Annotated in this window: 27 protein-coding genes; all 27 read right to left on the reverse strand. The window is 49.9% G+C overall.

The window, feature by feature from the left end; all coding sequences use genetic code 11:
- Window positions 1-21: 21 nt before the first annotated feature.
- Window positions 22-1,158: a sensor histidine kinase gene (locus CVU71_14630; protein PKN17667.1), complete on the reverse strand. Its 1,137-nt coding sequence runs from the start codon at window positions 1,156-1,158 to the stop codon at window positions 22-24.
- 117 nt (window positions 1,159-1,275) lie between these two features.
- On the reverse strand, window positions 1,276-2,286 hold the full coding sequence (locus tag CVU71_14635; protein ID PKN17668.1) for a transglutaminase: 1,011 nt from the start codon (window positions 2,284-2,286) through the stop codon (window positions 1,276-1,278).
- Window positions 2,287-2,460: 174 nt separating this feature from the next.
- Entirely contained in the window at window positions 2,461-2,712 is a 252-nt protein-coding gene (locus CVU71_14640) for a hypothetical protein (GenBank protein PKN17811.1), read from the reverse strand.
- A gap of 401 nt (window positions 2,713-3,113) precedes the next feature.
- Complete coding sequence (locus CVU71_14645; protein ID PKN17812.1) at window positions 3,114-4,340, reverse strand: phosphohydrolase; 1,227 nt, start codon at window positions 4,338-4,340, stop codon at window positions 3,114-3,116.
- Window positions 4,341-4,622: 282 nt separating this feature from the next.
- On the reverse strand, window positions 4,623-4,898 hold the full coding sequence (locus CVU71_14650) for a hypothetical protein (GenBank protein PKN17669.1): 276 nt from the start codon (window positions 4,896-4,898) through the stop codon (window positions 4,623-4,625).
- 262 nt (window positions 4,899-5,160) lie between these two features.
- Window positions 5,161-5,967 carry a formate dehydrogenase family accessory protein FdhD gene (locus CVU71_14655; GenBank protein ID PKN17670.1) on the reverse strand — a complete coding sequence of 269 codons (807 nt, stop codon included), beginning with the start codon at window positions 5,965-5,967 and terminating at the stop codon, window positions 5,161-5,163.
- On the reverse strand, window positions 5,951-6,790 hold the full coding sequence (locus tag CVU71_14660; protein ID PKN17671.1) for a TIGR00268 family protein: 840 nt from the start codon (window positions 6,788-6,790) through the stop codon (window positions 5,951-5,953). Before CVU71_14660 ends, CVU71_14655 begins: the two co-directional genes overlap by 17 nt.
- Window positions 6,791-6,850: 60 nt before the next feature.
- Window positions 6,851-7,993: a cystathionine gamma-synthase gene (locus tag CVU71_14665; GenBank protein ID PKN17672.1), complete on the reverse strand. Its 1,143-nt coding sequence runs from the start codon at window positions 7,991-7,993 to the stop codon at window positions 6,851-6,853.
- Between the two features lie 92 nt (window positions 7,994-8,085).
- Window positions 8,086-8,643 (reverse strand): alpha/beta hydrolase, encoded by a 558-nt coding sequence (locus tag CVU71_14670; GenBank protein PKN17673.1) that lies wholly within the window; start codon window positions 8,641-8,643, stop codon window positions 8,086-8,088.
- Window positions 8,640-8,843, reverse strand: coding sequence for a hypothetical protein (locus CVU71_14675; GenBank protein ID PKN17674.1), 204 nt, complete (start codon window positions 8,841-8,843; stop codon window positions 8,640-8,642). The genes CVU71_14670 and CVU71_14675 overlap by 4 nt, the downstream gene beginning before the upstream one ends.
- Window positions 8,844-9,725, reverse strand: a complete 882-nt coding sequence (locus CVU71_14680; GenBank protein ID PKN17675.1) for a pyridoxal 5'-phosphate synthase lyase subunit PdxS — start codon at window positions 9,723-9,725, stop codon at window positions 8,844-8,846.
- Entirely contained in the window at window positions 9,726-10,652 is a 927-nt protein-coding gene (cysK, locus tag CVU71_14685) for a cysteine synthase A (protein PKN17676.1), read from the reverse strand. It lies immediately after the preceding gene.
- Window positions 10,653-10,750: 98 nt separating this feature from the next.
- Window positions 10,751-12,040 (reverse strand): O-acetylhomoserine aminocarboxypropyltransferase, encoded by a 1,290-nt coding sequence (locus tag CVU71_14690; GenBank protein PKN17677.1) that lies wholly within the window; start codon window positions 12,038-12,040, stop codon window positions 10,751-10,753.
- 227 nt (window positions 12,041-12,267) lie between these two features.
- Window positions 12,268-12,711 carry an AsnC family transcriptional regulator gene (locus CVU71_14695; GenBank protein PKN17678.1) on the reverse strand — a complete coding sequence of 148 codons (444 nt, stop codon included), beginning with the start codon at window positions 12,709-12,711 and terminating at the stop codon, window positions 12,268-12,270.
- A gap of 269 nt (window positions 12,712-12,980) precedes the next feature.
- The gene (locus CVU71_14700; GenBank protein PKN17679.1) at window positions 12,981-14,276 is read right to left on the reverse strand and encodes a hypothetical protein; all 1,296 of its coding nucleotides are present in this window, start codon (window positions 14,274-14,276) and stop codon (window positions 12,981-12,983) included.
- Between the two features lie 335 nt (window positions 14,277-14,611).
- Window positions 14,612-16,411 carry an adenylyl-sulfate kinase gene (locus tag CVU71_14705; protein ID PKN17680.1) on the reverse strand — a complete coding sequence of 600 codons (1,800 nt, stop codon included), beginning with the start codon at window positions 16,409-16,411 and terminating at the stop codon, window positions 14,612-14,614.
- On the reverse strand, window positions 16,412-17,293 hold the full coding sequence (locus CVU71_14710) for a sulfate adenylyltransferase (GenBank protein ID PKN17681.1): 882 nt from the start codon (window positions 17,291-17,293) through the stop codon (window positions 16,412-16,414).
- A gap of 1 nt (window position 17,294) precedes the next feature.
- The gene (locus CVU71_14715) at window positions 17,295-18,047 is read right to left on the reverse strand and encodes a phosphoadenylyl-sulfate reductase (protein ID PKN17813.1); all 753 of its coding nucleotides are present in this window, start codon (window positions 18,045-18,047) and stop codon (window positions 17,295-17,297) included.
- 23 nt (window positions 18,048-18,070) lie between these two features.
- Window positions 18,071-18,304, reverse strand: a complete 234-nt coding sequence (locus CVU71_14720) for a sulfurtransferase TusA family protein (protein PKN17682.1) — start codon at window positions 18,302-18,304, stop codon at window positions 18,071-18,073.
- On the reverse strand, window positions 18,294-19,160 hold the full coding sequence (locus tag CVU71_14725; GenBank protein ID PKN17683.1) for a sulfite reductase subunit beta: 867 nt from the start codon (window positions 19,158-19,160) through the stop codon (window positions 18,294-18,296). The genes CVU71_14720 and CVU71_14725 overlap by 11 nt, the downstream gene beginning before the upstream one ends.
- Window positions 19,157-19,558, reverse strand: a complete 402-nt coding sequence (locus CVU71_14730) for a hypothetical protein (protein PKN17684.1) — start codon at window positions 19,556-19,558, stop codon at window positions 19,157-19,159. Before CVU71_14730 ends, CVU71_14725 begins: the two co-directional genes overlap by 4 nt.
- On the reverse strand, window positions 19,555-20,355 hold the full coding sequence (locus CVU71_14735; GenBank protein PKN17685.1) for an adenylyltransferase: 801 nt from the start codon (window positions 20,353-20,355) through the stop codon (window positions 19,555-19,557). The genes CVU71_14730 and CVU71_14735 overlap by 4 nt, the downstream gene beginning before the upstream one ends.
- A gap of 4 nt (window positions 20,356-20,359) precedes the next feature.
- Window positions 20,360-21,595 (reverse strand): O-acetylhomoserine sulfhydrylase, encoded by a 1,236-nt coding sequence (locus CVU71_14740; GenBank protein ID PKN17686.1) that lies wholly within the window; start codon window positions 21,593-21,595, stop codon window positions 20,360-20,362.
- Entirely contained in the window at window positions 21,592-21,804 is a 213-nt protein-coding gene (thiS, locus tag CVU71_14745; GenBank protein PKN17687.1) for a thiamine biosynthesis protein ThiS, read from the reverse strand. Before thiS ends, CVU71_14740 begins: the two co-directional genes overlap by 4 nt.
- 12 nt (window positions 21,805-21,816) lie before the next feature.
- On the reverse strand, window positions 21,817-22,884 hold the full coding sequence (locus CVU71_14750; GenBank protein ID PKN17688.1) for a sulfate ABC transporter ATP-binding protein: 1,068 nt from the start codon (window positions 22,882-22,884) through the stop codon (window positions 21,817-21,819).
- A 21-nt stretch (window positions 22,885-22,905) separates the two neighbouring features.
- A complete protein-coding gene (gene cysW / locus CVU71_14755; protein ID PKN17689.1) occupies window positions 22,906-23,772 on the reverse strand; it encodes a sulfate ABC transporter permease subunit CysW in 867 nt (288 codons plus the stop codon).
- Between the two features lie 15 nt (window positions 23,773-23,787).
- Window positions 23,788-24,621: a sulfate ABC transporter permease subunit CysT gene (gene cysT / locus CVU71_14760; GenBank protein PKN17690.1), complete on the reverse strand. Its 834-nt coding sequence runs from the start codon at window positions 24,619-24,621 to the stop codon at window positions 23,788-23,790.
- Window positions 24,622-24,633 lie beyond the last annotated feature (12 nt).

A 24,633-nucleotide genomic window follows, 5' to 3' on the forward strand; every position in this document is an offset into this window, starting at 1 on the left:
TGCCTGCCTTCTCCTGTCGGATTATTCTTTTTTTATCTGTGAGGGGGGAACTTCCGCGGGAAGAAAAACAGTGAAGATTGCCCCTTTCGGTGAATTTGCATCCACCTCTATCCTGCCCTTGTGGGCTTCGATGATCTTCTTCGTAATGGCCAGCCCCAATCCTGTTCCATCTTTCTTTAAGGTAAAAAAAGGGTCGAATATTTTGGGTCCGAGATTTTCAGGCGTGCCGGCACCCGTGTCGCGAAAAACAATCCGTATCTCGGAATATTCCTGTCTGGGATGTCTCACGCATTGTGCCTCTATTGTCAGCGTATCGCCACCGGCCATAGACTGAATCCCGTTAAGAATGATATTAAGAAAAGCCTGATGGAGCTTATCTCTGTCTCCCGATATTTCCAGCGGCTCTTCGGTTTTCAACTCCATGTGGAGGCCCTTATCTCGCGCTTCCGCCTGGACGAGCAAAACGACGCTACGCAATTCTTCACTGATATTGCAGAGCTTCATTGACAGGGGTTGCGGACGGCTCAACCGGAGAAAATCTTCAACCACACGGTTAAGACGATCCGATTCCTTCAAGAGGATCTCCAGAAACTCAAACTTTTTATCCCCAGGTTGATAATCGTCTTTGAGGATCTCTGCCGTGCCGCGAATTGACCCCAGTGGATTACGAATTTCGTGCGCCAGCACCGCCGCCAACTCACCAAGAACAGACAGCCGCTCAGCGCTCCGCAATTGCTCTTCCATTCGGATGATCAGATCAGACTGCTGTTGCAGCGTGCGGTAAGATTCCTCAAGCCCTGCGGCAGTCTTTTCCAATTGTTGCCGGCGATGTTTTTCCTGATCCGAGAGAAAGCCGGTCACGCCGCCGACCAGATTGTAAAGCAATATCTCCAGATATTTTTCTGTCTCCAGCGTCGGTCTATCGCCCCATTGCAGGATAATATGGGGGGCATACAAAATGCTTACAATCAGCGCGGTTCCAATACCCCCTTTAAGACCGAACCAGAAGGCAGCAAGGATAATGGGTATATAGTAGAGGCGTTGAAAAATATCATGAAGAACGGATTCCTTCAGCGGCGTGATGTAATGCAGCAGGCTTATCCCGAGAATTGCCGCTAAAATCACCAAGAGACGGATGGGTGTCTCGTATTTTTTCATGGCTGCATGCTCTCAGAAGACATGTTAAGTTTAAATCGCCGGATACCTGATTGCCCCTTAAGTTTTATTATATCACGCATTGTTTTTAATGACATGCATCATCACCGTTAGCGGATATTATAATTCCTTAAAGATGATGGTATAACCCAAGTCGAATCCGAACAAATCGTCAATGGCCTTGCCGTCCACTTCGGCGTATGGATACATGAAATAATTAAGTGGTTCGTCTTTCTGCCGGGGCTCAAGAATCAAATCCCTTCCGGTCCCATAAGCAATTCGCTGTTTATCTACTGCACCGAAATAATATTCCCGGATTTCCTTCTCCTGCCCCAATTGCAGTTTCTTTTCCAACATGGCTTTTCTCACATCGGCCGGATCAACAGGAACCCAACCATACCCCGGCAGATAGAATTCCGCCCAGCAATGCTGAGACTTCGTCATCTCGCCCTTTTGGCCCTTGGGAATGCGAATGCCAAAAATCTCTCTGGACGGAATACCGGCGCTCCGCGCCAAAGCTACATATACCGACGAAATGTCCCCACACTTGCCTCCCATGCTTATCAATAGCTGCTCTACCCGTCCAAATCCGCAGCCTTTGACATTCGGGTCCCGATACATATTGTCCACGATCCAGTCATAGATTGCCCTGGATTTGCCCAAAATTGTTGTTTCCTTTTCCGTAATCGTTTCCGCAAGCCTTTTCACTTTACCGCCCGTCGGTCCAAGACTGGTTGAAGCGAGATAGGGTTCAAACAGTTTCCGGTTCAGTTCAGCTTCCCGTTGGGGGAAGTTTTTTTTGACAACTTCTTTTCGCTCGACGGTAAAGGTATACGTCAATATCCTTTCCCTTGCTGGATTCTTCCATTCCGCATAAAGGATCGAATTCCCGAAAGCCTTCTCTTTTTGAACACCGGAGGATGTGTAATTCCCATCAATCTTTATATGGCTGACATTCTGATTTTCATCTGTGACCGGATACGGGATCCAGATGCGAACATCCTTGCTATTTTCAGGAGCCTTAAGATTTAGTTTGAAGATTACTTCGACTGGTCCGGCCACAACTTCGAGAGGGAGAATAAGTAAAAGAGCCAGTACGAAAATAAAATGCGTTATTCTTTTTAAAAACATGAGTCACCTCTTTAATTTTAATTACTACAATTACTATTATTATAGTAGTAATTAAAATTATCTGTCAAGAATAATATTTACGAAAAGATTTCTGAAGTGTTTGTTAAAAAAGAGCGAGCTACCGCCATGATAGTCTGGGGTAGTTCGCTCTTTGGCCGATAGTCTCAAATCCTTTCAGTTTGTCAATTCGACAATATCGTTCTTCTCTGCTTTACCTGAAATTACCGCGGCCGTTGCAAAATGTTCATCGACGATCTGCGTAATCTTTACCTTCCCGATCTTCTCTCTCTTAAAAGTGGGTGCCTTCGGCTGACCGGTGAAAGTTATTTTATAGACGTCCAATTCCTGACCGACTGCGGCGCCATCTTTAGTGCCGATGCACAAATAAACGCCATCATCGGCTGTGTGGATGATACTGCCTTTCATGTAAACACCATGATAGACCTTTTGCTGCTGACTTGCCGTACAGGAGGCCAGCATAAAAAGTCCAACCATCATCAGGGTCACTAATAGTAACCTCTTTCCTTTACCACTTTTTAGTTGATGCATAATACTCTCCTTTCTTGACGTTTGACTAAATTGATTGCAATGTTTTCCACTTTTATATTTTTATCATCAAAATATATGCCATAAATGTAATCCATTGAAATTATGATTAATTGCATACTATGCCTTCAATATTAATCAAATAATTGTAACAAATATGTGCAATTCTCTATATTAGTATCGCATTTGTCTTTTAATTTAAGCCATCTTGCCAATCTTCGACAGCCCTTTTGTGCCGCAAACCGTACCGCTTGCCCTTCTTTTTTCTCACTACTTGTAAATCACGACGTCCTAAAATATCGATCAACTATTTCGTCCAGGGCTGTCTCTAGTGTCGCCCCTTTGGAGCGGCTCACCTCTGCGTGAAGCTGTCCGGCAATAGTATCGAAAGTGGCAAGAAGTTCAGGATCAAAATGACTGCCATTACCGGCATGCATGATATCCATAGCTGCGGCCAAAGAGAATGCTTTCTTATAAGGTCGTTCGGAGGTAAGGGCGTCAAAGACATCGGCAATGGCGAATATTCTGGCGTTCAAAGGTATGCTGGTATTTTTGAGTCCATCACCGTAACCGGTGCCATCAAATTTTTCATGGTGATGAAGGACAACATCGGCCGCGTCTCTTAGCCATGCATAATGGCCGATGATATCGATGCCATGGCGCACATGGGTCTTCATGCCGGCAAATTCTTCATTCGTCAATTTTCCCGGCTTGAGCAGGATGTTGTCGCTAATGGCGATTTTGCCGACATCATGGAGAAATGATCCCTTGATCAGGGCCTGCATATTGCTCGATTTTAGCCCAATCGCTTCGGCAAGACGGACAGCGTAGATAGTCACCCTGTAATTGTGAAGGTTAGTATCGCTATCTCTTTTGGCGACAGCGCTACCCAGTACCTTAAGCATCCCAATGTTGGCATGGGACAGGTCAGTCGTTAATCGAATCAGCCCCCTGTTCAACATCAGCACAATCGGATAGATCACCGCTGTTGTCAGGAAGATGATGAAAACGACCTGTAACAAAGAAAAAGCAATGCGGCGTCTGATCTCACTCATGGTATCGGCAGTCACTTTGTAAACGCCGTTTAAGTAGCCGATAATCTCATTTGTCTCTGTTTTCAAGGGTGTCAGGATCAAGACGTAAATCTGTCCGGCTTGACCGTAGAATTTTTCAAAATGAACCTCTTTGCCCATGAAAGGAGTAAGACTGTGCATCTGGATTTTACCCTCAATGGCCTCCTCTTTGGGCAGGCGCTTCTCGATGATCTTTTGCTTGTTCCCGTCATAAAGTTCCACCGAGATGAAGTGCCCTTTTTGAATATGCCGCTGGCTTTCTTGAATCATCTGTTCGCGCTGATCAGCCTCCGGGGCTGTGTGATAATCCTGCATGATCTTAACAAAACTACGGGATTCCTCTGCCGCCATTCTGCCGACATACTGGTCAATTTTACTAATTTCGATAAAGTAAACGGCCGCCCCTATCACAAGGGAAAGTACCGCCCAGACCAGTATCAGTCGAGTAATCAATTTTTTATGAATTCGTGAATCAGGCGCCATCGGACAAATCTCCTGCCATCGGCAATGGACAAATCCTGCAACATCCATCCTCACAGGGCATATATATCATTCATCCCGACGAACGGAAGACGAAATGAGCCCGGTCGCCAATGTTGAAGGTTAAACAACGGCAGACAGGGTTCATTTCGTTTCGGGGGCTCGTTTTCAGTTGCCATGCAATATATCATAATTACGTGGCAACAAGATATCATAAATAATGGTCACCCCTGTGATCTAATACGTCTCAGCCTTAAAAATGACTTTCTTAAAGATGACTGCGCCATCCTTTTGAACTTCAACAACCCGGTACGTTTCAACGCTCTCTACCTTGTCTTTGTAGTACCTGAGTTCGCTGCCATTTGCCAATTTTTCGACTTTCTCGGCCGCCCCCCAGAGACGATCCTGGACGTCAGCGTCCTTTGCCTGACTCGGCTGCGGCAATAAGAACGCAACCCCCAGCGCTACCGCAAAAGTTCCAATTGCCAGTTTTGTTTTCATTGTCTTTTTCATTTTGAACCTCCTGAAATATTTTTTTAATTTCACTCACATATTTGTTTCACTATCCTGATGCCCATGGACAACTTCATCAGTGGAACGATACCAACAAGATCAGCATATAGCATGCCAAAACGTAACATACTGTAATTATTGAGTATCAGCAAATAGTACAATTAAGAATGGCGAATATCCTACAGAGCAAATAGAATAGTCTGCATTGAAAAGCGGTTTAACACAAATTTGAAGAAACTTTGGAATGGATGGAGGAAAATCTTTATATCAACCGGGTCTCACCGGAATAGACAAAACCAGAGTTTTTGCGCACATAGCCTAAGAGCGTGACATCGTACTCCCGTGCCAGATTGACAGCGGCGGCCGTGGGTGTTGATCGGGAAACAAGCACGGGAACGCCCAGGCGAATGACCTTGGTGATGATTTCGGAAGAAACCCGCCCGCTGACCAACAGCATGCCGGCTGCAACCAGCGCCATTTTATTGTTTTTCAGAAGTACGCCCCCGATTTTGTCAAAGCAGTTATGCCGCCCGATATCTTCATTGAAAACGGAAAAGTCAGGGTGCCGGAAAAGAACGCTATGCACACCGCCCACGCTCCTGTAAATCTCCGATTGCCGTTCAAATTCTTTCATGACGTTCAAAATATCAATAATGGAATATTTATCCTGATTGCCGACAGGCAGAAATTTTTCATGCTTGAGCGGATTGATGTAGGTAAAGCATTTGCCGCATCCGGATGTCACACTGCGTAAGCTCTCGCACTTCTCGACCGACCTTCCGGGAACAAGATTGATCATGACGGCAAAGAGGCGCTCGTTATAGGAGATGTCGGCGATATCTTCGATTGTGTCGATGACACCTTCGCTGTAGAGAAAGCCCAAAGCCAGTTCTTCCGTCAGCTGATTGAGGCATAGAAGCGATGCGTATTCTGTTCCGTTGATGTATATTTTCAGCGATATCTCACCGATGACGTCTTTTACTCTATCCTGCAGAAGAGTCACGCCGTTGTCAGTGACAATCTCTTTGACGTCGAAAGTAGCGAACAGTCTTTCATCCATGGTTTTCACCGCCACATTTTAATTTAGTCAGATCAATGGATTCGTTGAAGCTCCCCATGCGATAACCCTGGATATCGACCGTGACATATTTAAATCCAAACGATTTCAGCTTTTGTGATATTTCCGTTGCCAGGGGTTCGCCAAGGAGCTTTACCCTGTCTGCCACAGTCACCTCGATTCGGGCCAGCTCGCCGTGACACCTCACCCGAACAGTCCTGAACCCTTTGTCGATAAAGAATTTTTCGCTCTTCTCGACTTTTTCCAGATCCTCAAGCCGAATTTCCTGCCCGTAGGGAATGCGGGAAAACAAGCAGGCATAGGCTGGCTTATCCCAGGTCGGCAGGTTGAGCTCTCTGGAAAACTTCCGAATTTCGGCTTTTGTCAAACCGGCTTCCAGTAAGGGGCTCATCACCTGCAACTCTTTTATGGCGTTCATCCCAGGGCGATAATCCGTCAAGTCATCGGCATTGCTTCCGTCCAGGACATGCCGGATGCCGAGGCTTGTTGCTTTTTCAATGACCGCGCCAAACTCCACCTTCTTGCAGAGGTAACAGCGGTTCACGGGGTTAAGTTTTACTTCATCTTCAATCTCAGGAGATTTTACGATGATATGCCTGGCCCCGATCAAACCGGCTATTGCCACGGCATCTTCCAATTCATAGCGAGGCAATGCCGGCGAATCGATGGTGATACCAACCGCTTTGTCACCCAGGGCATCTTTGGCTGCGGCAAGCAAAAACGAACTGTCAACACCGCCGGAAAAGGCGACGGCCAGGTGCTCCAGGCGCTTCAAAGTTGCCAGTAAATTATTGTATTTCGGATGTTGGATCATAGGACAATTCTCATTTATTCTTTTCCATTGCGGCATGAGATCATGGTGGGTTGACCGGAATCAGGCATGGGTTAGAGCCTGCTCCAGATCAGCAATCAGGTCGTCGGCATGTTCAATGCCGACGGAGATGCGGATCAGGTTTTCTGTAATGCCTGCGGCCTTGCGGACATCCTCCGGCATGGACAGATGGGTCATCGTCCAGGGATGTTCAATGAGCGACTCCACGCCGCCCAGCGATTCCGCCAGGATAAAAAGTTTGAGATTCTCTAAAAGGCGAAACGCCTCTTCTTCGCCTCCTTTGACTTTGAAAGAGAATGTACCGCCGAAACCACGCGCCTGCGAGAGGGCAAGTTTATATTGCGGGTGGCTCTCCAAGCCCGGATGCAAAACCGCTTCAATCTTAGGATGCGCTTCCAGCCATCGAGCAATAGTGAGCGCGTTGCGGTTGTGGGCTTCCATCCGCAAGGCCAGCGTTTTCAGACCGCGTAAGACCAGAAAACAATCATGGGGCGCCTGGCAGGTGCCCATCGCATTTTGATGGAAATAAACACGCGAGGCCAACTCCTTATTATTAACAACAATGGCGCCGCCCACTACGTCGGAATGTCCGTTGATGTATTTGGTCGTGGAATGAAGCACAATATCAATTCCCAGTGCCAGGGGATTCTGGAAATACGGAGACAGAAACGTGTTGTCGCAGACGGTCAGCACGCCTTTGGATTTTGCAATGCCGGCAATGGCCGCGAGATCCAGAATATTCATCAGGGGATTCGTCGGTGATTCCGTCCAGATCATTTTCGTATTGGATTTGATCGATTTTTGAAGTGTGTCCAGATTACGCAGATTGACGAACTGGACGTCCACACCATGCCGTGCGGCTACACTGGTCATTAGGCGATAAGTGCCACCGTAAAGGTCATCATGGACGATGATGTGGTCTCCGGCTGCCAAAAGAGCAATCGCGGTTGTTTCCGCAGCCATCCCCGTGCCGAAGGCAAAGCCGTGCGTTCCGCCTTCGAGGGCGGCAATGCAGTCTTCCAGCGCTTTGCGCGTTGGATTGCCAGAGCGGGAGTAATCAAAAGGCCCCATCTGCTTCACGCCCTTGTAGGCAAACGTCGATACCTGGTAAATCGGCTGCATAACCGCACCGTACGCCGGGTCCGGCGCCTGACCGGCATGAACGGCAAGCGTTTCAAATTTCATACTTCTTTCCCCCTGGGGTTATTTTAGGGTAATTTATATCATTATATTAATGAAAACAATCTTTGATTTAAAGAGAATAGCAGACAGATAATTTACATTGTTGTTATTATCAAATCCTGCAACAGATCTTCACCTTGCGGCCAGGGACCATGGCCGGAATCCAGATTGATATGTCCAACAGTACCGGCATTCACAAAACGGCTTTTCCAAAACCCGGCCAGCCTTCGCGCGGCTTCCAGCGTCATATGATGATCACTCTCACTACCAACCAGCAAAGAAGGGAATGGAATTACTTTATGCGTGGCAAAGCATCGCAGAGCTTCGGGTATATCGAATGATGATTTCACGTCGGGTGGCGCAACCAGAAAACCACACTGGATGCGGCCGGTATTTTCCGGATAGGCTTGCGCCCAGTGCGCGACAGTCAGGCAACCCAGGCTATGGGCCACTATAATGCTGCGCTCTGATCCTGCGGTAACCGCGGCATTCAATGTGTCCATCCACAAGGCGAGATCGGGGTTTTCCCAATCTCTTTGATAGACGCGCTCGCAGTCGTATTTTTCTTCCCAGATAGTTTGCCAGTGTCCCGGACCCGAACCGTTTAATCCGGGAACGATCAATGTCCTTATTCTCATGACGTCCTTCATCATTGGTTTTTCATGTTACTCGCATTCTGCCGAATTTCACCGTCACGCTGATCTATAGCTGCCATTAACTGCCGGAATCTGCTCTGACCGCAACGTTGCATGACAACGTATGGGCAATCATGCTTATGTGCTAAACGCTTGGCCAGTTGAACACCTTGATGGCTGTTGATGGTTGTCAGAATAACAACCACTGCTGAACGCAATCACCATCCGCGCCCTGCCAATAGTTGCTCAGACGGTATCTGCGATATTTCCAGACCCGGCATTGCTGTACCGATGGCGATTGACGCTTCCAGAATCTTTGCCGGATCATTGAAGTAGGCTGTCGCCTTGACGATTGCGCGAGCCCGGGCCTCGGGATTGTCTGATTTGAAAATACCGGAGCCGACAAAGATGCCGTCACAGCCCAGTTGCATCATGAGGGCCGCATCGGCCGGTGTCGCAATGCCGCCGGCGGCAAAATTGACTACCGGCAATCTTCCCAATTCCTTAACCTTGAGCGCCAGTTCATAGGGCATGCCGTTTGTTTTGGCAAAGCCGGTGACTTCTTCGACAGGCATTCCCACCAGAATCCGGATCTCGCGATTGATGGCCCGGATATGGCGCACTGCTTCCACCACATTGCCCGTACCTGCTTCGCCTTTGGTGCGGATCATTGCCGCGCCTTCGGCGATTCGGCGCAGGGCTTCGCCCAGGTTGCGGGCGCCGCAGACAAAGGGAATCGAGAATTTGCTTTTGTCGATGTGGCATTCCTCATCCGCCGGGGTGAGCACTTCGCTTTCGTCAATATAGTCAATTTTCAGCGCTTCCAGAATTTGCGCTTCCACAAAATGACCGATGCGCGCCTTGGCCATGACCGGAATGGTGACACTCGCTTTAATTTCCGCAATCATGGCCGGATCGGACATCCGTGCTACACCCCCATCTCTGCGGATATCCGAGGGAACTCTTTCCAGAGCCATAACCGCAACAGCGCCTGCCTCCTCCGCAATTTTTGCCTGCTCAGCGTTTGTAACATCCATAATGACACCGCCCTTGAGCATTTGCGCCAGTTGGAGATTCAATTCATACCTGTTTGAACTCATTTATTGCTCCTTAAACAACCACGTCGAAAGATAACGTTCACCGGTGTCGGGAATGATGACGACGATCAGCTTCCCGGCATTTTCCGGCCTGCGGGCGACTTCGAGCGCCGCCCAGAGTGCAGCGCCGCTGGAGATCCCGGCCAGGATACCCTCTTCGCGAGCCAGCCGCCGCGCAGTAAGGCCTGCATTGTCATTGGAAACCTTCACAATTTCATCAATAATATTTTTGTTCAAAACACCGGGAACAAATCCTGCGCCGATGCCCTGAATTTTATGCGGTCCCGGTACCCCGCCGGAAAGCACAGGCGATGCCTCCGGCTCCACGGCAATCGCCCGGAAGTCTTTCTTTCTTGCTTTGATAACTTCGGCAACACCGGTAATTGTGCCGCCGGTGCCCACGCCGGAAATCAGGATATCGACCTTGCCGTCGGTGTCCTCCCAAATCTCTTCGGCGGTTGTTTTCCGGTGAATCTCAGGATTGGCCGGATTTTCAAACTGCTGCAGCAAAACGCCGCCCGGCGTCGTTTCTGCAAGCTCCTTTGCTTTTCTTACGGCTCCGGGCATGCCTTCCGCCCCCGGCGTCAACACCAGTTCCGCGCCGAAGATTTGCAGAAGCTGCCTGCGTTCCAGGCTCATGGTGTCCGGCATAGTCAGGACCAGCCGATACCCGCGCGATGCGGCCACAAAGGCCAGCGCAATCCCGGTATTGCCGCTGGTGGGTTCAATGAGGACGGAATCCTTTTTGATCACGCCTCGTTTTTCGGCGTCCTCAATTAATGAAACGCCTATGCGGTCTTTCACGCTGGAAAGGGGGTTAAAAGACTCCAGTTTTAATACAACCTGGGCTCCAATCCCCTCAGTCATTCGATTTAAACTAACCAAAGGCGTGCGTCCGATAGTTTGAGTAATGTCTTTATATATTTTCATTTTGTTCTCCTTTCATTGCCGGCGGATCAGGAAATGATTTGACCGGCCATTATTTGCTTAAATTTCATTTTCCAATTCGCGGCACTCAGCGTGATGCATCAGATTTTCGCCAGTGCGCCATCCAGAGCTTCGATAATGTCATCAATATGCTCAATCCCGATCGACAGCCGGATAAGATCAGGTGTCAATCCGCCTGCCAGCTGTTCTTTTTCGGAAAGCTGCGAATGAGAAGTGCTGGCCGGATGCAGGATCAGGCTCTTGGCGTCGCCGACGTTTGCCAGATGCGAGAATAAATCGATATTTGAGATAATCTTTACCGCTGCATCGTATCCGCCCTTCACGCCAAAAACGACCATGCCTCCGAAACCTTTTTTCAGATACTGGGATGCCGTTGGATAAGTCGGATCATCGGTCAGCCCCGGATAGCGCACCCAGGCGACCTTGGGATGTTTCTTCAGATACTGGGCAACAGCCAGCGCATTTTCGCTGTGCCGCACAATGCGCAATGGCAGTGTTTCAGCGCCCTGTAAAAATATCCATGCGTTATCCGGTGAAAGCGCTGCGCCGAGATTACGAAGCGGTACCGTTCGCACGCGCAGGGCAAAAGCAATCGGCGCCAGCGCTTCCGGCAGATCGAGCGCCCAGCGCAATCCGTGATAGTTGTTATCCGGCTCCGTTAACAATTTGTGCTTTCCGCCTTTCCAGTTGAACTTTCCGGAATCCGTAATGCTTCCGCCGATTGCCGTGCCGTGTCCGCCGATCCACTTGGTCAGCGAATTAACCACGATGTCCGCGCCGTAATCGATCGTGCGCAGCAAATACGGTGTGGTGAAGGTTGCATCGACAATCAACGGAAGGCCGTGTTTATGGGCGATGTCGGCCACCGCTTTCACATCCGTAAAATCCAGAACCGGATTGCCGATGGTTTCGATAAACAAGGCGCGTGTTTTGGGCGTGATGGCCTTCTCAAAATTCTTCGGATCGTGTGGATCGACAAATTTCGTATTGATGCCGAGTTTCGGCAAAATGGCGTCAAACTGCGTGTAGGTTCCGCCATACAAATTATTTGCCGATACAATCTCATCGCCGGCTTCCGCAAGAGTTATGATGGCGTAAAAAATTGCCGATGTGCCGGATGAGACAACGACCGATGCGGCGCCGCCTTCCAGTTGCGTGATGCGTTCTTCCAGGACGGCATTGGTCGGGTTGGTCAGCCGTGAATAGATATTGCCCAATTCTTTCAACCCAAATAAATTCGCCGCGTGTTCTGTGTTCTTGAATACAAACGACGATGTCCTGTAAATCGGCACCGCCCTCGCTGTTGTTGCAGAATCCGGTGTTTCCTGCCCGGCGTGTACTGCAATGGTTTCCAGTCTTCTTTTTGTCATTTTGTTTTCTCCTTTAAGTTGTATTAAATTTTTAGGTATAAAAAAACCCACCATCCGGAATGAATTCTAAATTCCGGGTGATGGGATATCTTCCGTTACTACAATGATTCAGTTCTACATGAACGAATCTCCCCATTTCCAGGAATTTCGCATTTCCATGCAACAACACATCATTGGTAAGATATTATTCAGCCTTATTAATTTTAATTTCATAGTTAAAACATTCATTAAATATCGTAATTAACAGTCTGGCGCTGTTTTTTGTCTTTTTGCCGTACCACGAGAGAGTCAAGAGTTGTTTTTGCAAGCGTTTCGGCAAACGCTCTGGAAGCCTCTTCCCACAAATCACGGGTTATACAGAAGTCCGAGCGATTGCAGGCTGACGGTTTCTCCACACAATCGACCAGGCAGATTGGCCCTTCGACAACCTCAAAAATATCTTTGACGGTTATTTCGGACGGTGCTTTCGCCAGCTCATACCCGCCGTGCGATCCTCGTGTTGAATTAATTAATCCGGCTGATTTTAACGGATTAATCAAATGCCAGAGATATTTTTCTGAGATATCTTCCCTTTGAGATATCTCTCTTAAAAGAACCGGACGTTCGCCGTAATGGGTTGCAAGATCTAACATAAGCCGGACGCCGTAGCGTCCTTTGGTCGAGAGTTTCATAATTCTTTAATCTCTATTTTTTTCATTGAAATACTAGATATTATAATTAAAGACCATTGTCAAGAGAAATTATTAATTATGGACAATTCCCATAATATTTTAAATACAATAATAAATCATATACATAGACAACATATTGCTTTGCGTTATGGAGAAAATTGAACAGAGACGATGATCCGAGGTCTCGGTTCGAAATCAGCAAAACACGAATCCCGGAGCAAAACTATTCTGCTCCGGGATTGCTGATTTAATATGTGAATAGAATCTCCTTAAAACGTCAGCGTCAGCTTGTTGATGACCAGATAATCGTTGCGCAGATTATTGGCGTCTGACTTCCCTTTATAGTAATCATCAGTAAAAAGATAACCCACGCCCAGCATATAGGAGAGGTTATTAGTGATTTTGTAAATGGCTTTCAAATCGACTTCATAACCGTAAGCGTTGTTAAGGTAGTCCGCCGGCTTCTTATCGGCATTGGCATAAGACACAGACGCCATGATATCCAGGGCATCAATCGGTTTCACACCACCTCTGGCCTGGAAAAACCAGCTGTTGGTCATGGCCGTGTCTTGCGCAGCACCATCGTAACCGGCCAGCGTTCCCGCCCAATTGGTGCGCTCATAGTTCCACATAATCAGGCAGGGGCTCCAGTCACGGCCGCCATTAAGAATGCCGCCTTCATTTTTATCAGTCGTACCGGGATCATTACCGGACACATACGCAATGGTCCCACCGGCGTAAAATTTACCGAGATCGGCAGTTGCATCAACCCAGCCGGCTATATTGTCCAGCGTAATATCGGCTGCACCGTTATCAAACTTGTCTCTACCGTTCAGGTAATTGAATTCAGCCTGCAGCGCCACCGAACCGATTTTGGCAAGGATATAAGGAGTCAATAGAAAATAGTTTCTTTTGTAAGGTTGAGCGGCAGTGCGGTTTTCAGCATAATTGTAATATTTGATGTCCAAGCCGGCTCTGCCGGTTTTCCAGTTATAAACGCCTTCAATACTGTATTTGTCATTGTCTCTATCCGTTGTTGTGGCAGTCGTGTTGACTGCGGTGCGGTTGGCCTCTTTAACTTTGGTATAGGCCGCATTAAGCGTTACCGGACCTACGGCATAAGAATATTTAATCCGCCCGGCGGGCGCGTAGCTATTGCCGAATATAGTTCCCGTGGCGCCGTCATTCATATAACCGACATCGAAAACGCCGACGGCTGATTTATAATTGATGTATGCCCAGTCAAGAGCAATGTTTTCGTTTTCCGCACGCGTTCCGGCCGAATCCGCAGCCAGTGCCGTGCCGGCAGCGTCTCTTGTCGCACCCCATGCTCTCTCCATTGCATCAAAACGGGTAACTAAAGTCAAACCGGGTGACACGGTAAAATCTGTTCTGACCCTTAATCTCTGGTAATAAAAAGCGGTCGAAGGACCGTCCGTGGCTGTATCTTTCTTCACCGTGGTCTTATCCAGATACACGCCTGCCGCATAAAACTCGCCGCTAAACTCTACATCGAGCGCCATAGCCGATATGCTGAAGGCCAGGACAAGTCCCAGCGACAGCATTACTAACCAAAATCTCTTCATTACTCTTCTCCTGAATTAAAATATTTATTATTCCCTTAAAAACAGGCATTTTTAAGGCCTCTTATGCTTCAATTAATAAAAAAACCCACCTGCCAAAATGGATTCTAAATTCCGGCTGGTGGGTTGTTTCTAGCTATTATGATGATGCTCTTTTACAAAAACAAACCTCCCCATTCCCAGGAATTTCGCATTTTCATACAACGACACATCGTTTGTTTGAGATTGTTCAGTTTTGTTAATCTTAAGTTCATATTTAAACCATTCGTAATGACAGCCCCTAGTAATAACCGAAGCCCCTATAACAATGCGACCTTTCAAATAATATATTCGGCGACGATTTCTTTGTTCCGGAGCAATGCGTTAACTTCACGGACGGCGTCATCCGGCGACGCGTCTGCCGGAATGACCAGATCAACCGGGAAACTCGAAAAAATATTATTCCCCACGCACACCACCAGAATTTCGGCAGGCGTGTTGAGCACTTTCAATATTTCCAGATCATAATCGTCGATGCCGGACAAGGCTGTAATGAAGATCTGGCCTGCGTCGGTCAGAATCCTGGCCAGTTCTCCCAAGCGGTTAATCGCGTCGTCCGTATCCGCGGTGTTTCCCGGAACATCGGAAGCAATGCCGGAAAGCAGATTATTGAAACCGAGATAGTAAGTCTGGTGATTATGAAAAAACAACATCCGTTCCAGTCCCTTGGCCAGTGCTGTAACCCGATCAAATTCTTCGCCCGCAAAGACGATGAACTTTGCGCCATGGCTGTTATGGCGAGAACGATCAACCGGTGTAATGAAGCCCTTGTCCCAGGCAATCTCCCGCTGCCGGATATGATCCGCAAGAAGTGTATCTCGATTATCAGCTTCGTCCAGGATGATGCCGCCTCCGGCAATTTCAAAATGATCGACGATGACAAACCTTCCGGTGCCTTCGATGGCAGTCACGGAATCAAAGGCAATCGGCTTGGTGGTCTCCAGAATGACTTCTCCGACATCGTGCCGGTTGAGCTGTTTCTTATGCTGCGTCATACTGAGATCCGTCGCATCAAGGACATGAATAATCTCGGCAAGCCGAACAGGCACACGGCAGGTCGCCAGCTTCAGTTTATAGGATTTATCTCTGATCAGCGGCGAACGTCCCATCCAGAAGATATGGGCTTTGAAACGCGAATTCACGAGCGGCAGTGTATCGCCGGGTTTGGTAACAATCTCACCCGGCTTGATGTATAGCTGCGTATCAAGAGTAATGCCGATGGCTTCCGAGGCCTTCGCTTGCGTCTTGACCGGTGTATTGAAGGCCTCGATGGTTCGGATACGCGCTTTTTTATTGGAAGGCAGGAATAAAACCTCGTCGCCGGCGCTTAAGCTCCCGGTCTCGATGGTTCCGGCGATAATGCGGCGGTCGTCATTTTCTTCCGTAAATTTATAGATATCCTGCACCGGAAAACGCAGCGGCAGATGGGTATCGCTACGCTTCTTTTCAAACGCATCCAACTGATCAAGTACCGTCGGCCCTTCATACCAGGGCATAAGGGAAGAAAGCGTGACCAGATTCTCGCCGTCGCGGGCACTGATGGGAATAAAGGCAATTGGCTTCACCTGTAAGGTTTCCAAAAATGCCGTATATTCCGCGCAAAGCAAATCATAGGCCTTGCGGTCATAGCCGACGAGATCCATTTTATTGAGCAGCACCACCACCTGGCGAACCCCCAGCATGGAGACGAGATAACCGTGGCGTTTGCTGTTTTCCTGCACGCCTTCGTCAGCGGCGATGACCAATAATGCCGCTTCCGCGCGGGCAGCCCCCGTTACCATGTTTTTCAGAAACTCGATATGACCCGGTGCATCGATCACGATGTAATCCCGCTTGTTTGTTTTAAAGAAACAACGGGCGCTGTCGATGGTGATGCCTTGCGTCCTTTCATCCTTGAGTGCATCCAAAAGGAAGGCATACTCAAATGGTTTGGCGTTTCTGGCGCAAAGGGCTTTAACGTCTTCGAGTTTTCCTTCGGGAAGTGATCCCGTATCGGCCAGAAGCCTCCCAATCACCGTGCTCTTGCCGTGATCGACATGGCCCACAATAACAATATTGATTTGGTCGCGATCTTTCATTTACATATATCCTTCCCGGCGCAGTGTTTCCAGACCACCGCCGTCTTCTTTATCCTGCGCGCGGCCTGATCGCTCCGCAATGTTGGAAAATTTCCCTTCCCGCAGCTCCGCAATGATTTCCTTCACTGTGCGGGCCTCCGACGCTACAGGTGTTGTACAGGGGTAGCAGCCCAGCGAGCGATAGCGTTTGCCGTCGCCCTGATTGAAATACAGGGAGACCAGCGGAATATTCTCCCGTTCGATATATTCCCAGATATTGAGTTCCGTCCAATCCAGCAGGGGATGAACGCGAATATGCGTCCCCGGCGCGAAATCAGTTTTGAATTGATTCCATAATTCCGGTGGTTGATCGCCGACATCCCAGTCATTTTCACGATCGCGCGGCGAGAAATACCGCTCTTTCGACCGGCTGCCTTCTTCGTCAGCACGCACGCCGACGATGACGCCGGTATACTGCTCGGTATTTGTATCCGGCACATAGCGGCCAAGGCCGTGATCGAACCGGTAGCGCGGCCACTGCCCCGACAGCGTGTTTTTCAGCGCCTCACTTTTCAATTTGCGGCAGCAGCTGATACGGTCGCAGTTCCCATCAGGGTAGGTTTCCTTTTTTGCCAGCGCTTCCGTGTTTTCCCCATAGAGGATATTCAAATGCCATTGCCGGGCCAATGCATCGCGGTATTCAATCATTTCTGGAATTTTGAAATGCGTATCGATGTGCAGCATGGGCATAGGCACATGACCGAAAAAAGCCTTCCTCGCCAGCCACAGCAAGACGGTGCTGTCTTTGCCGATCGACCACAGCATAACCAGGTTCTTAAATTCCCGGTAGGCCTCCCGGAATATATACACGCTCTGTGCTTCCAGTTTGTCAAGATGATCCATTTTACTTATTCCTTCCGACAAGTTTGCCGTTTACAATATGCAGACCGCATTCCTTCTGTTCGGGTGTTTCCCACCACCAGCGCCCCGACCGGAGATCTTCGCCGGACAACACCTTCCGGGTACAAGGGGCGCAGCCGATGCTCGGATAGCCCTGATCGTGCAGTTTATTGTAGGGTATCTGATGTTCCTTAATATAGGCCCATACCCGCTCTTCGCTCCAATCGGCCAGAGGATTGAGCTTGATGAGGCCATTGCCTTCATCCCACTCAATTTTTTCCAGGGCATTTCTTGTGACAGCCTGTTGCCTGCGCAATCCCGTAATCCAGACATCCAGTGTGGACAGAACTCTTCCAAGCGGCTTTACCTTGCGCACGAAACAACATTTTTTTCTGTTTTCGATGCTTTCATAAAAGAGGTTAGGCCCCTCCCGGCTTTCCATGGCCTCGACATCTGCTGATTCCGGAAACAAAAACTCATACTTCATCTTGTATCGCGACATGGTGCGGTTCACAACGTCATAAGTCTCACTAGGGAGCCTCCCCGTATCGAGGATAAAGATTCTTGCTTCAGGCTTTATGGCTAGAATGATTTGCGTGAGGACTTGATCCTCTGCGCCAAGGCTCGACGCCAGAGCAATGCGATCCTTGTTATTAATGGAGCTTCCGGCATAGGCCGAAAGGAAATAGCGCAGAATCTGATCCGGTTCCTGGTCTTTGAATTGCAAAACCAATTCCTTTATTATTTCTTGCTGCATCATAACCATTCTATTATTCACACTTATCCTTTTTTCACGACGACCCGGAAGGTTTCGCCAATAGGCTCAACTTTGACCACCCGATGACCTTCTTCCTTCAGACTCCGGGGCACATTCAGCATGGGTTCTCCTTCATCAAGGATCACTTCCAGATATTCACCGGATTCCAATTCTTCAAGAGCGAGCTTCGTCTTGACGAAATTCATAGGGCAGGCGACACCATGCAGATTCAGATGTTTCTTAATCTCATGTTCCATGAAGTATCTCCTCGTTCACTTTTTCCACACCAATCCTGTTGATCGTGTGTCCAAATCTTTCTTTCTTCCGTCCATTGCGGCGGTAAAACGCGATGGTCCGGTCAATCAGCTCATAGAGCCTGTCGGCGTTTTCGATTAACCCGCCAAGGCGTGTGCCCAATCGGGGAATCTTCCCCATCGTTCCACCGATCCAGAGGATATACCCGCGCTTGGCTGCCCTCCATGACCCTTCCGGGCAGCCGGATGTGCAAATACTGCAATAGAGGCACTTCGCTTCGTCCAGAACATAGTCATCACCTACTTTACTGATGGCTCCCGTGGGGCAAATATTAAGGCAAAGCCCGCAATCACTGCATGACGCCTTGTCCCACGCGGGCAGAATCCCGCCCATGACGCCGATATCGTTTTCCGTCGCTTTGGCGCAATTATGCGGGCAACCCGTGACGGACAGCTTGAACTTGTGCGGCGTTTCCTGCCGGAAATATTTCTCGTCCAGCTTACGGGCGATGGCTTTCGTATCGATGATGCCCCAGTGGCAGGTTAACTCCCCCGGGCAGGCAACAATAATACGGATTCGCGGGCCGCAGGCACCCATGGTCACGCCGACCGAGTCCAGCTCGCCTCTGGCCTCTTCGAGATGGCTGTGATGGACGAAGTGGATCTCGATGCCCTGTCTTGTTGAAAGGTGAAGCTGCCCACGGCCATACTTTTCTGCCACGACAGCAACTTTCGCCAATTGGGCGGAGGTGAAATCGCCGCCCACGGCGTGCAGCCGCATGGCAAAATAATCTTTCTGCTTCTGTTGAATCATGCCGACTTTTTTCAGGGCCGCCAGATCAAAATCTTTCTCACTCATAGTTTATCCTCGATGATTAATGGTTCTTCATTGACCTTTCCCTGTTTGATCCAAAACCCCTTAACGACGGGCCGGTCATCCAGAAGGGAAATAATAACGTATAAAGCCGACGGGTCATAGGCCAGTGCGATGTCTTCCACGGATGGCCGCGCCGGTGTAACCGGATGGCTGTGATAGACACCGATGATTTTGAGACCCGCCTGCCTGGCTTTTTTATGGGCGGCAAACTGCTCCTGCGGCTCGAAGGAAAAGTGATCTTCCCGGCCATCGATGTTTTTCATTTCATAAATCGCGGTGATCCGGTCATCCATGCCGCCCAGGTAGCCGCAAGCCTCAATCGGGGCTTCCCGGCAGGCGTGGGCGATGATCTGATCGACAATGTTCTGTGCAATAATCATCTTCTAATCTCACAAGCCTTTTGTTCATAGTCCACCAGACTGGTAATGGTCGGGTTTTTGCCGCACACCGGGCAATCGGGATTCTTGTTTACCTTGACCTCGCGGAAGCGCATGGCCAACGCGTCAAAGATCAGCAGCCGCCCAGTCAGCAATTCCTTCAGCCCCAGCAGATATTTGAGAGCCTCCACCGCCTGGATGGTGCCGATGATGCCCGCCATACCGCCCAAAACGCCGGCCTGACTGCAACTCGGCACTGCGCCAACCGGCGGGGGCGCGATGAACAGACAGCGGTAACATGGGCTTTCACCGGGCAGGACCGTAATCGTCTGCCCGTCAAACCTCAGAATACCCGCATGGGAAAAAGGCTTGCCTTGCAAAACACACGCGTCGTTGATCAGAAACTTCGCCGGGAAATTATCCGTTCCGTCGATCACGAAATCATAATCGGTGATCATGGACTGAATATTCCCCGACAATGCCCGTTCCTTATATGTAACGACCCGGACATCGGGATTCAGCGCTTTTATTTTTTCCGCTGCTGAGTCCACCTTGGGAATACCCACATCGCCGGTAAAGTGAATAATCTGCCGCTGGAGGTTGCTCAGATCGACATGATCGCCATCCACAAGGCCGATCGTCCCCACGCCCGCGGCGGCAAGATAAAGGGCCGCAGGAGCGCCCAGGCCCCCGGCCCCGATGATGAGTACTTTCGAGGCAAGCAACTTTTCCTGACCTTTGCCGCCGACCTGCTTTAAAATTATATTACGGCTGTATCGCTCAATTTGTTCATCGTTCATAATTTTATGCTCCTTCATTTAAGGCTTGCGAAATGTCCTCACGCAGGTCATCAATATCTTCAATGCCGAATGAAATGCGAATCAGGGTGTCATCCACCCCCAGACCTTTCATCTCTGCTTCCGTAAACCCGGCAAAAATCGTTGACGCGGGGTGCAGGGCCAGCGTTTTATTGTCGCCCAGATTGGAGGCCCGGCTGATCACAGACAGCTTGTTTAAAAAACGGAAGCAGTCCGCCTTGCTGAAGAGATTCAATGATAGAATCCCGCCGAAACCTGAAAATTGCTTTTGCGCCAGCTTGTGAAACGGAGATGACGGCAACCCAGGATATAAAACGGACTTAACGGCGCGATGGGTTGATAAATACTCCGCCATACTACCGGCGTTGGCGCAGATCCTCTCCATGCGCAGGCCCAGGGTTTCCAGTCCCAGGGTTTGCAGCCAGGCGTTATGGGGCGCAAGGCAACTGCCCGTTTCCCGATAGATCTCTTTTCGCAGCCGGGCAATAAAGGCCATATCTCTGAACCGATGATAGTCCTGAAGCGCGGGAGAGAGCGACCAGTCATAATTGCCCAGATCAACGATAACGCCGCCCATACTGGTTGCGCCTCCCGAGACATACTTTGTCGTGGAATGCAAAACGACGTTGACGCCGAAATCCCGGGCGCGAAAAAGATAAGGCGTTGTTACCGTGCTGTCGGCAATGACGGGTATCCGATGCTTTGCGGCAATCGAAGAGATCTCTTCAAAATCGGCAACGATCATGCAGGGATTGGAAATTGTCTCCATGAAAATTGCCCGGGTGTTCCCGTCAATGGCCGCTTCTATGGCAGCTAAATCTTCCGCTGGAACAAAACGCGTTTCCACCCCGAAGGGCGTGAGGATTTTTTTGAAAAACGTATAGGTCCCGCCAAAGAGCGACGCGGTGGAAATTATATTTTCGCCTGACGCAACTAAATTGAGAAAGGTTGTGGAGATGGCCGCCATTCCCGATGCAACGGCCACGGAGGCAACGCCGCCTTCCAGGGCTGTGATCTTGCGTTCAAAGGTTTCCACGGTCGGGTTGGATATGCGTGTATAGGCATGAGAGGCCTGCCGTCCGTAAAAAACATCGGCCATGGACTCAGCGGATTCAAACCCGAAAGCGGCCGTGTCATAGAGGGGAAAGCGCAGCGCTCCCTGCGCCTCTTTCCGGAGACCCGATTCGTGAATGGCCCTGGTTGTAAATCCGCGTTGTTTCATGCCCCGGACCCGCCGCCCATGAAATAGAGAAATTCCACGGCATCGCCTTCCTTTATCTTGATCGATACAAAATCCTGGCGCTGCAGAATGGTCCCGTTTAGTTCCACCGTAACCATATCGGGGTCCGCGACCTTCTTCTCGGCCAGCAGCTCCGTTATGGTCAAAACGCCCGAAACCTCTTCTGCATTTCCATTAATCAGTAATTTCATGTTTCTTCTCCTTTATATCTGGTAATCTTCGAACACCCTGACATGCCGGGGCCTTACAAAAATCGGTTCATTTTTTTGCAGACCCAGGCTTTGAAAAACGTCTCTCGTCAATTCGGCCTCCAATGTCTCACGGCTGCCCGCCAGAGTCAGGCTGACGCGCACCACGGGACCGATGGCATGGATATGGAGAACCCTGGCCTCAATACTGGTATGATCGAGGGGCTTTCTTTCCAAAGCCAGATCGTGTGTCCGGACGTAGCCCAGAACCTCTGGGGCGCCTGTCTCCTCGCGGCCTGCGACTGCTGAAACGCCTTCACCGGATTTGCCTCGCGTCTGATGAGAGCGGCAATGAAAGAGGTTGACGTTGCCTAAAAAATTCAGGACAAAAGCATTGGCCGGGTGTTCATAGACTTCCTCCGGTGTGCCGATCTGTTCGATCCTTCCTTCGCGCATCACGACAATGCGGTCGGCCAGTTCCAATGCCTCTTCCTGGTCATGCGTTACAAAGACGCTCGTTACGTGGATCTCATCGTGAAGTTTTCGCAGCCAGCGGCGCAATTCCGCCCGGACCTGGGCATCAAGCGCCCCGAAGGGTTCGTCAAGAAGCAGAATCTGCGGCTCCACGGCCAGTGCCCGCGCCAGGGCGATTCTCTGGCGCTGCCCTCCCGACAATTGGGACGGATGGCGGTCGGCCAAGCCATCGAGCTGTACCAGACGCAATAACCCCAATACTTTTTCCCGGATTTCCTGATCCGGCAGGCGCGCCTTTCGTGATTTGACCCGCAGGCCGAATGCGACATTTTCCAAAACCGTCATATGCTTGAACAAGGCATAGTGCTGAAAGACAAACCCGACCTTTCGCTCACGGACATGCCGGCTGGTAGTGTCTTCGCCATTGATTTGAATAGTCCCGCCTTCAGGCGTTTCCAGTCCGGCGATGATCCTGAGCAGCGTTGTCTTGCCGGAGCCCGAAGGCCCGAGCAGCGCCACAAGCTCTCCTGACGGAATATCCAGACTTACGTCCTTGAGGGCGGTGAAACTACCGAATCGCTTGCTGATATTTCTTGCTTCAATGCTCATATTAATTGCTTTCTAAAAATGTCACGAGAGCTGCTCGCGCATCTTCCATTCCACAAAACTCTTGACGGCCAGCGTTACCAGCGCCAGAAGGGCCAGCAGCGATGCCACGGCAAAAGCTGCGGCAAAGTTGTATTCGTTATAGAGGATCTCCACATGCAGGGGAATCGTATTGGTCGCGCCCCGGATATGCCCCGAAACAACGGAAACAGCGCCAAACTCTCCCATGGCGCGCGCATTGCAGAGAATAACCCCATAAATGACGCCCCATTTGATATTGGGAAGCGTTATCTTAAAAAAAGTCTGTAAGCCGCTCGCGCCCAGGACCAAGGCAGCTTCCTCTTCATCCCTGCCCTGCGACTCCATCAGGGGAATCAATTCCCGCGCCACAAACGGAAAAGTGACAAATATTGTTGCCAGAACGATTCCCGGCGTTGAAAAAATGATCTTGATCCGGGAAGCATCAAGCCACGGACCCAGCCATCCCTGAAGTCCGAAAATAAGAACAAAGATCAATCCCGAAATAACCGGCGAAACGGAAAACGGAAGATCAATCAGTGTAATTAAAAAATTCTTGCCGGGGAACTGAAACTTGGTAATGGCCCAGGCAGCCGCCAGCCCGAAGATAAGATTAAGCGGCACGCTGATGGCCGCCACCCAAAGCGTCAGGCGGATGGCAGCCAGAGCATCCGTTTCGTGCAGAGAGGCAAGGTAAACCGCCAGCCCTTTTTCCAGAGCTTGAGCAAACACCGCAGCCAGGGGCAATAGCAGAAAGAGCCCGAGAAAAAGGACGGCTATCCCCGTCAACAGCCAGCGGACCGGTGCGGGTTCAGTGAGATCCCTGCGTCTGCCCGGCGCTTTGATCAATTTTGTTTGTAAAGTATCCGACATACCCTTTTCCTTTCTTTAAGTTTCCGTCACTTTTCTGCTCCAGCGCTGGAGCACATTGATCATCAGGAGCATGATAAAAGAAGCAACCAGCATCACCAGAGCAATCGCCGTCGCACCGCTGTAATCGTACTGCTCCAGCTTGGTGATGATCAAAAGCGAGGTAATCTCCGAGACCATGGGCATATTACCGGCAATGAAAATGATGGAACCGTATTCTCCCACCGCGCGGGCAAAGGCCAGCGCAAAACCTGTCAGGATCGATGGGACGATGACCGGAAACAGAACATGATGAAATGTCTGCCAGCGGCTTGCCCCCAGAGAAGCGGCCGCTTCCTCCGTCTCCTTTTCAATGTCCTCGATCACCGGTTGCAGCGTCCTGACCACAAAGGGCAGGCCGATCACTGTCATGGCAATCACAATGCCCAGTGGCGTGTAAGCAACCCTGATACCCAACGGCTCTAAAAATGATCCGACCCAGCCGTTGGCCGAGTAAACCGTGGCGAGCGTTATGCCCACCACGGCTGTAGGCAGTGCGAAAGGCAGATCGACCAGAGCATCCATGATTTTACGACCGGGGAAGTCGTATCTGATCAAAACCCAGGCCACCAATGTGCCGAACACGGCGTTGATCAAAGCTGCGATGAGAGCGGCGCCGAAAGTGACGCGATAGGAAGCCATCACCCGCGGCGATGTCACCGCCGATACAAATGCCGCCCAGGTCATCCCCGCTGTGTTGATCACCAGCGCGGACAGCGGAATCAGGACAATGAGGCTGAGATAAAAAACCGTATAGCCCATCGTCGGCCCGAATCCGGGAAGCACATGTTGGTTTCTCAATCGCAAGTTCATGACAATTCCTTC

It is taken from the genome of Deltaproteobacteria bacterium HGW-Deltaproteobacteria-6, assembly GCA_002840435.1.
Lineage (GTDB): Bacteria > Desulfobacterota > Syntrophia > Syntrophales > Smithellaceae > UBA8904.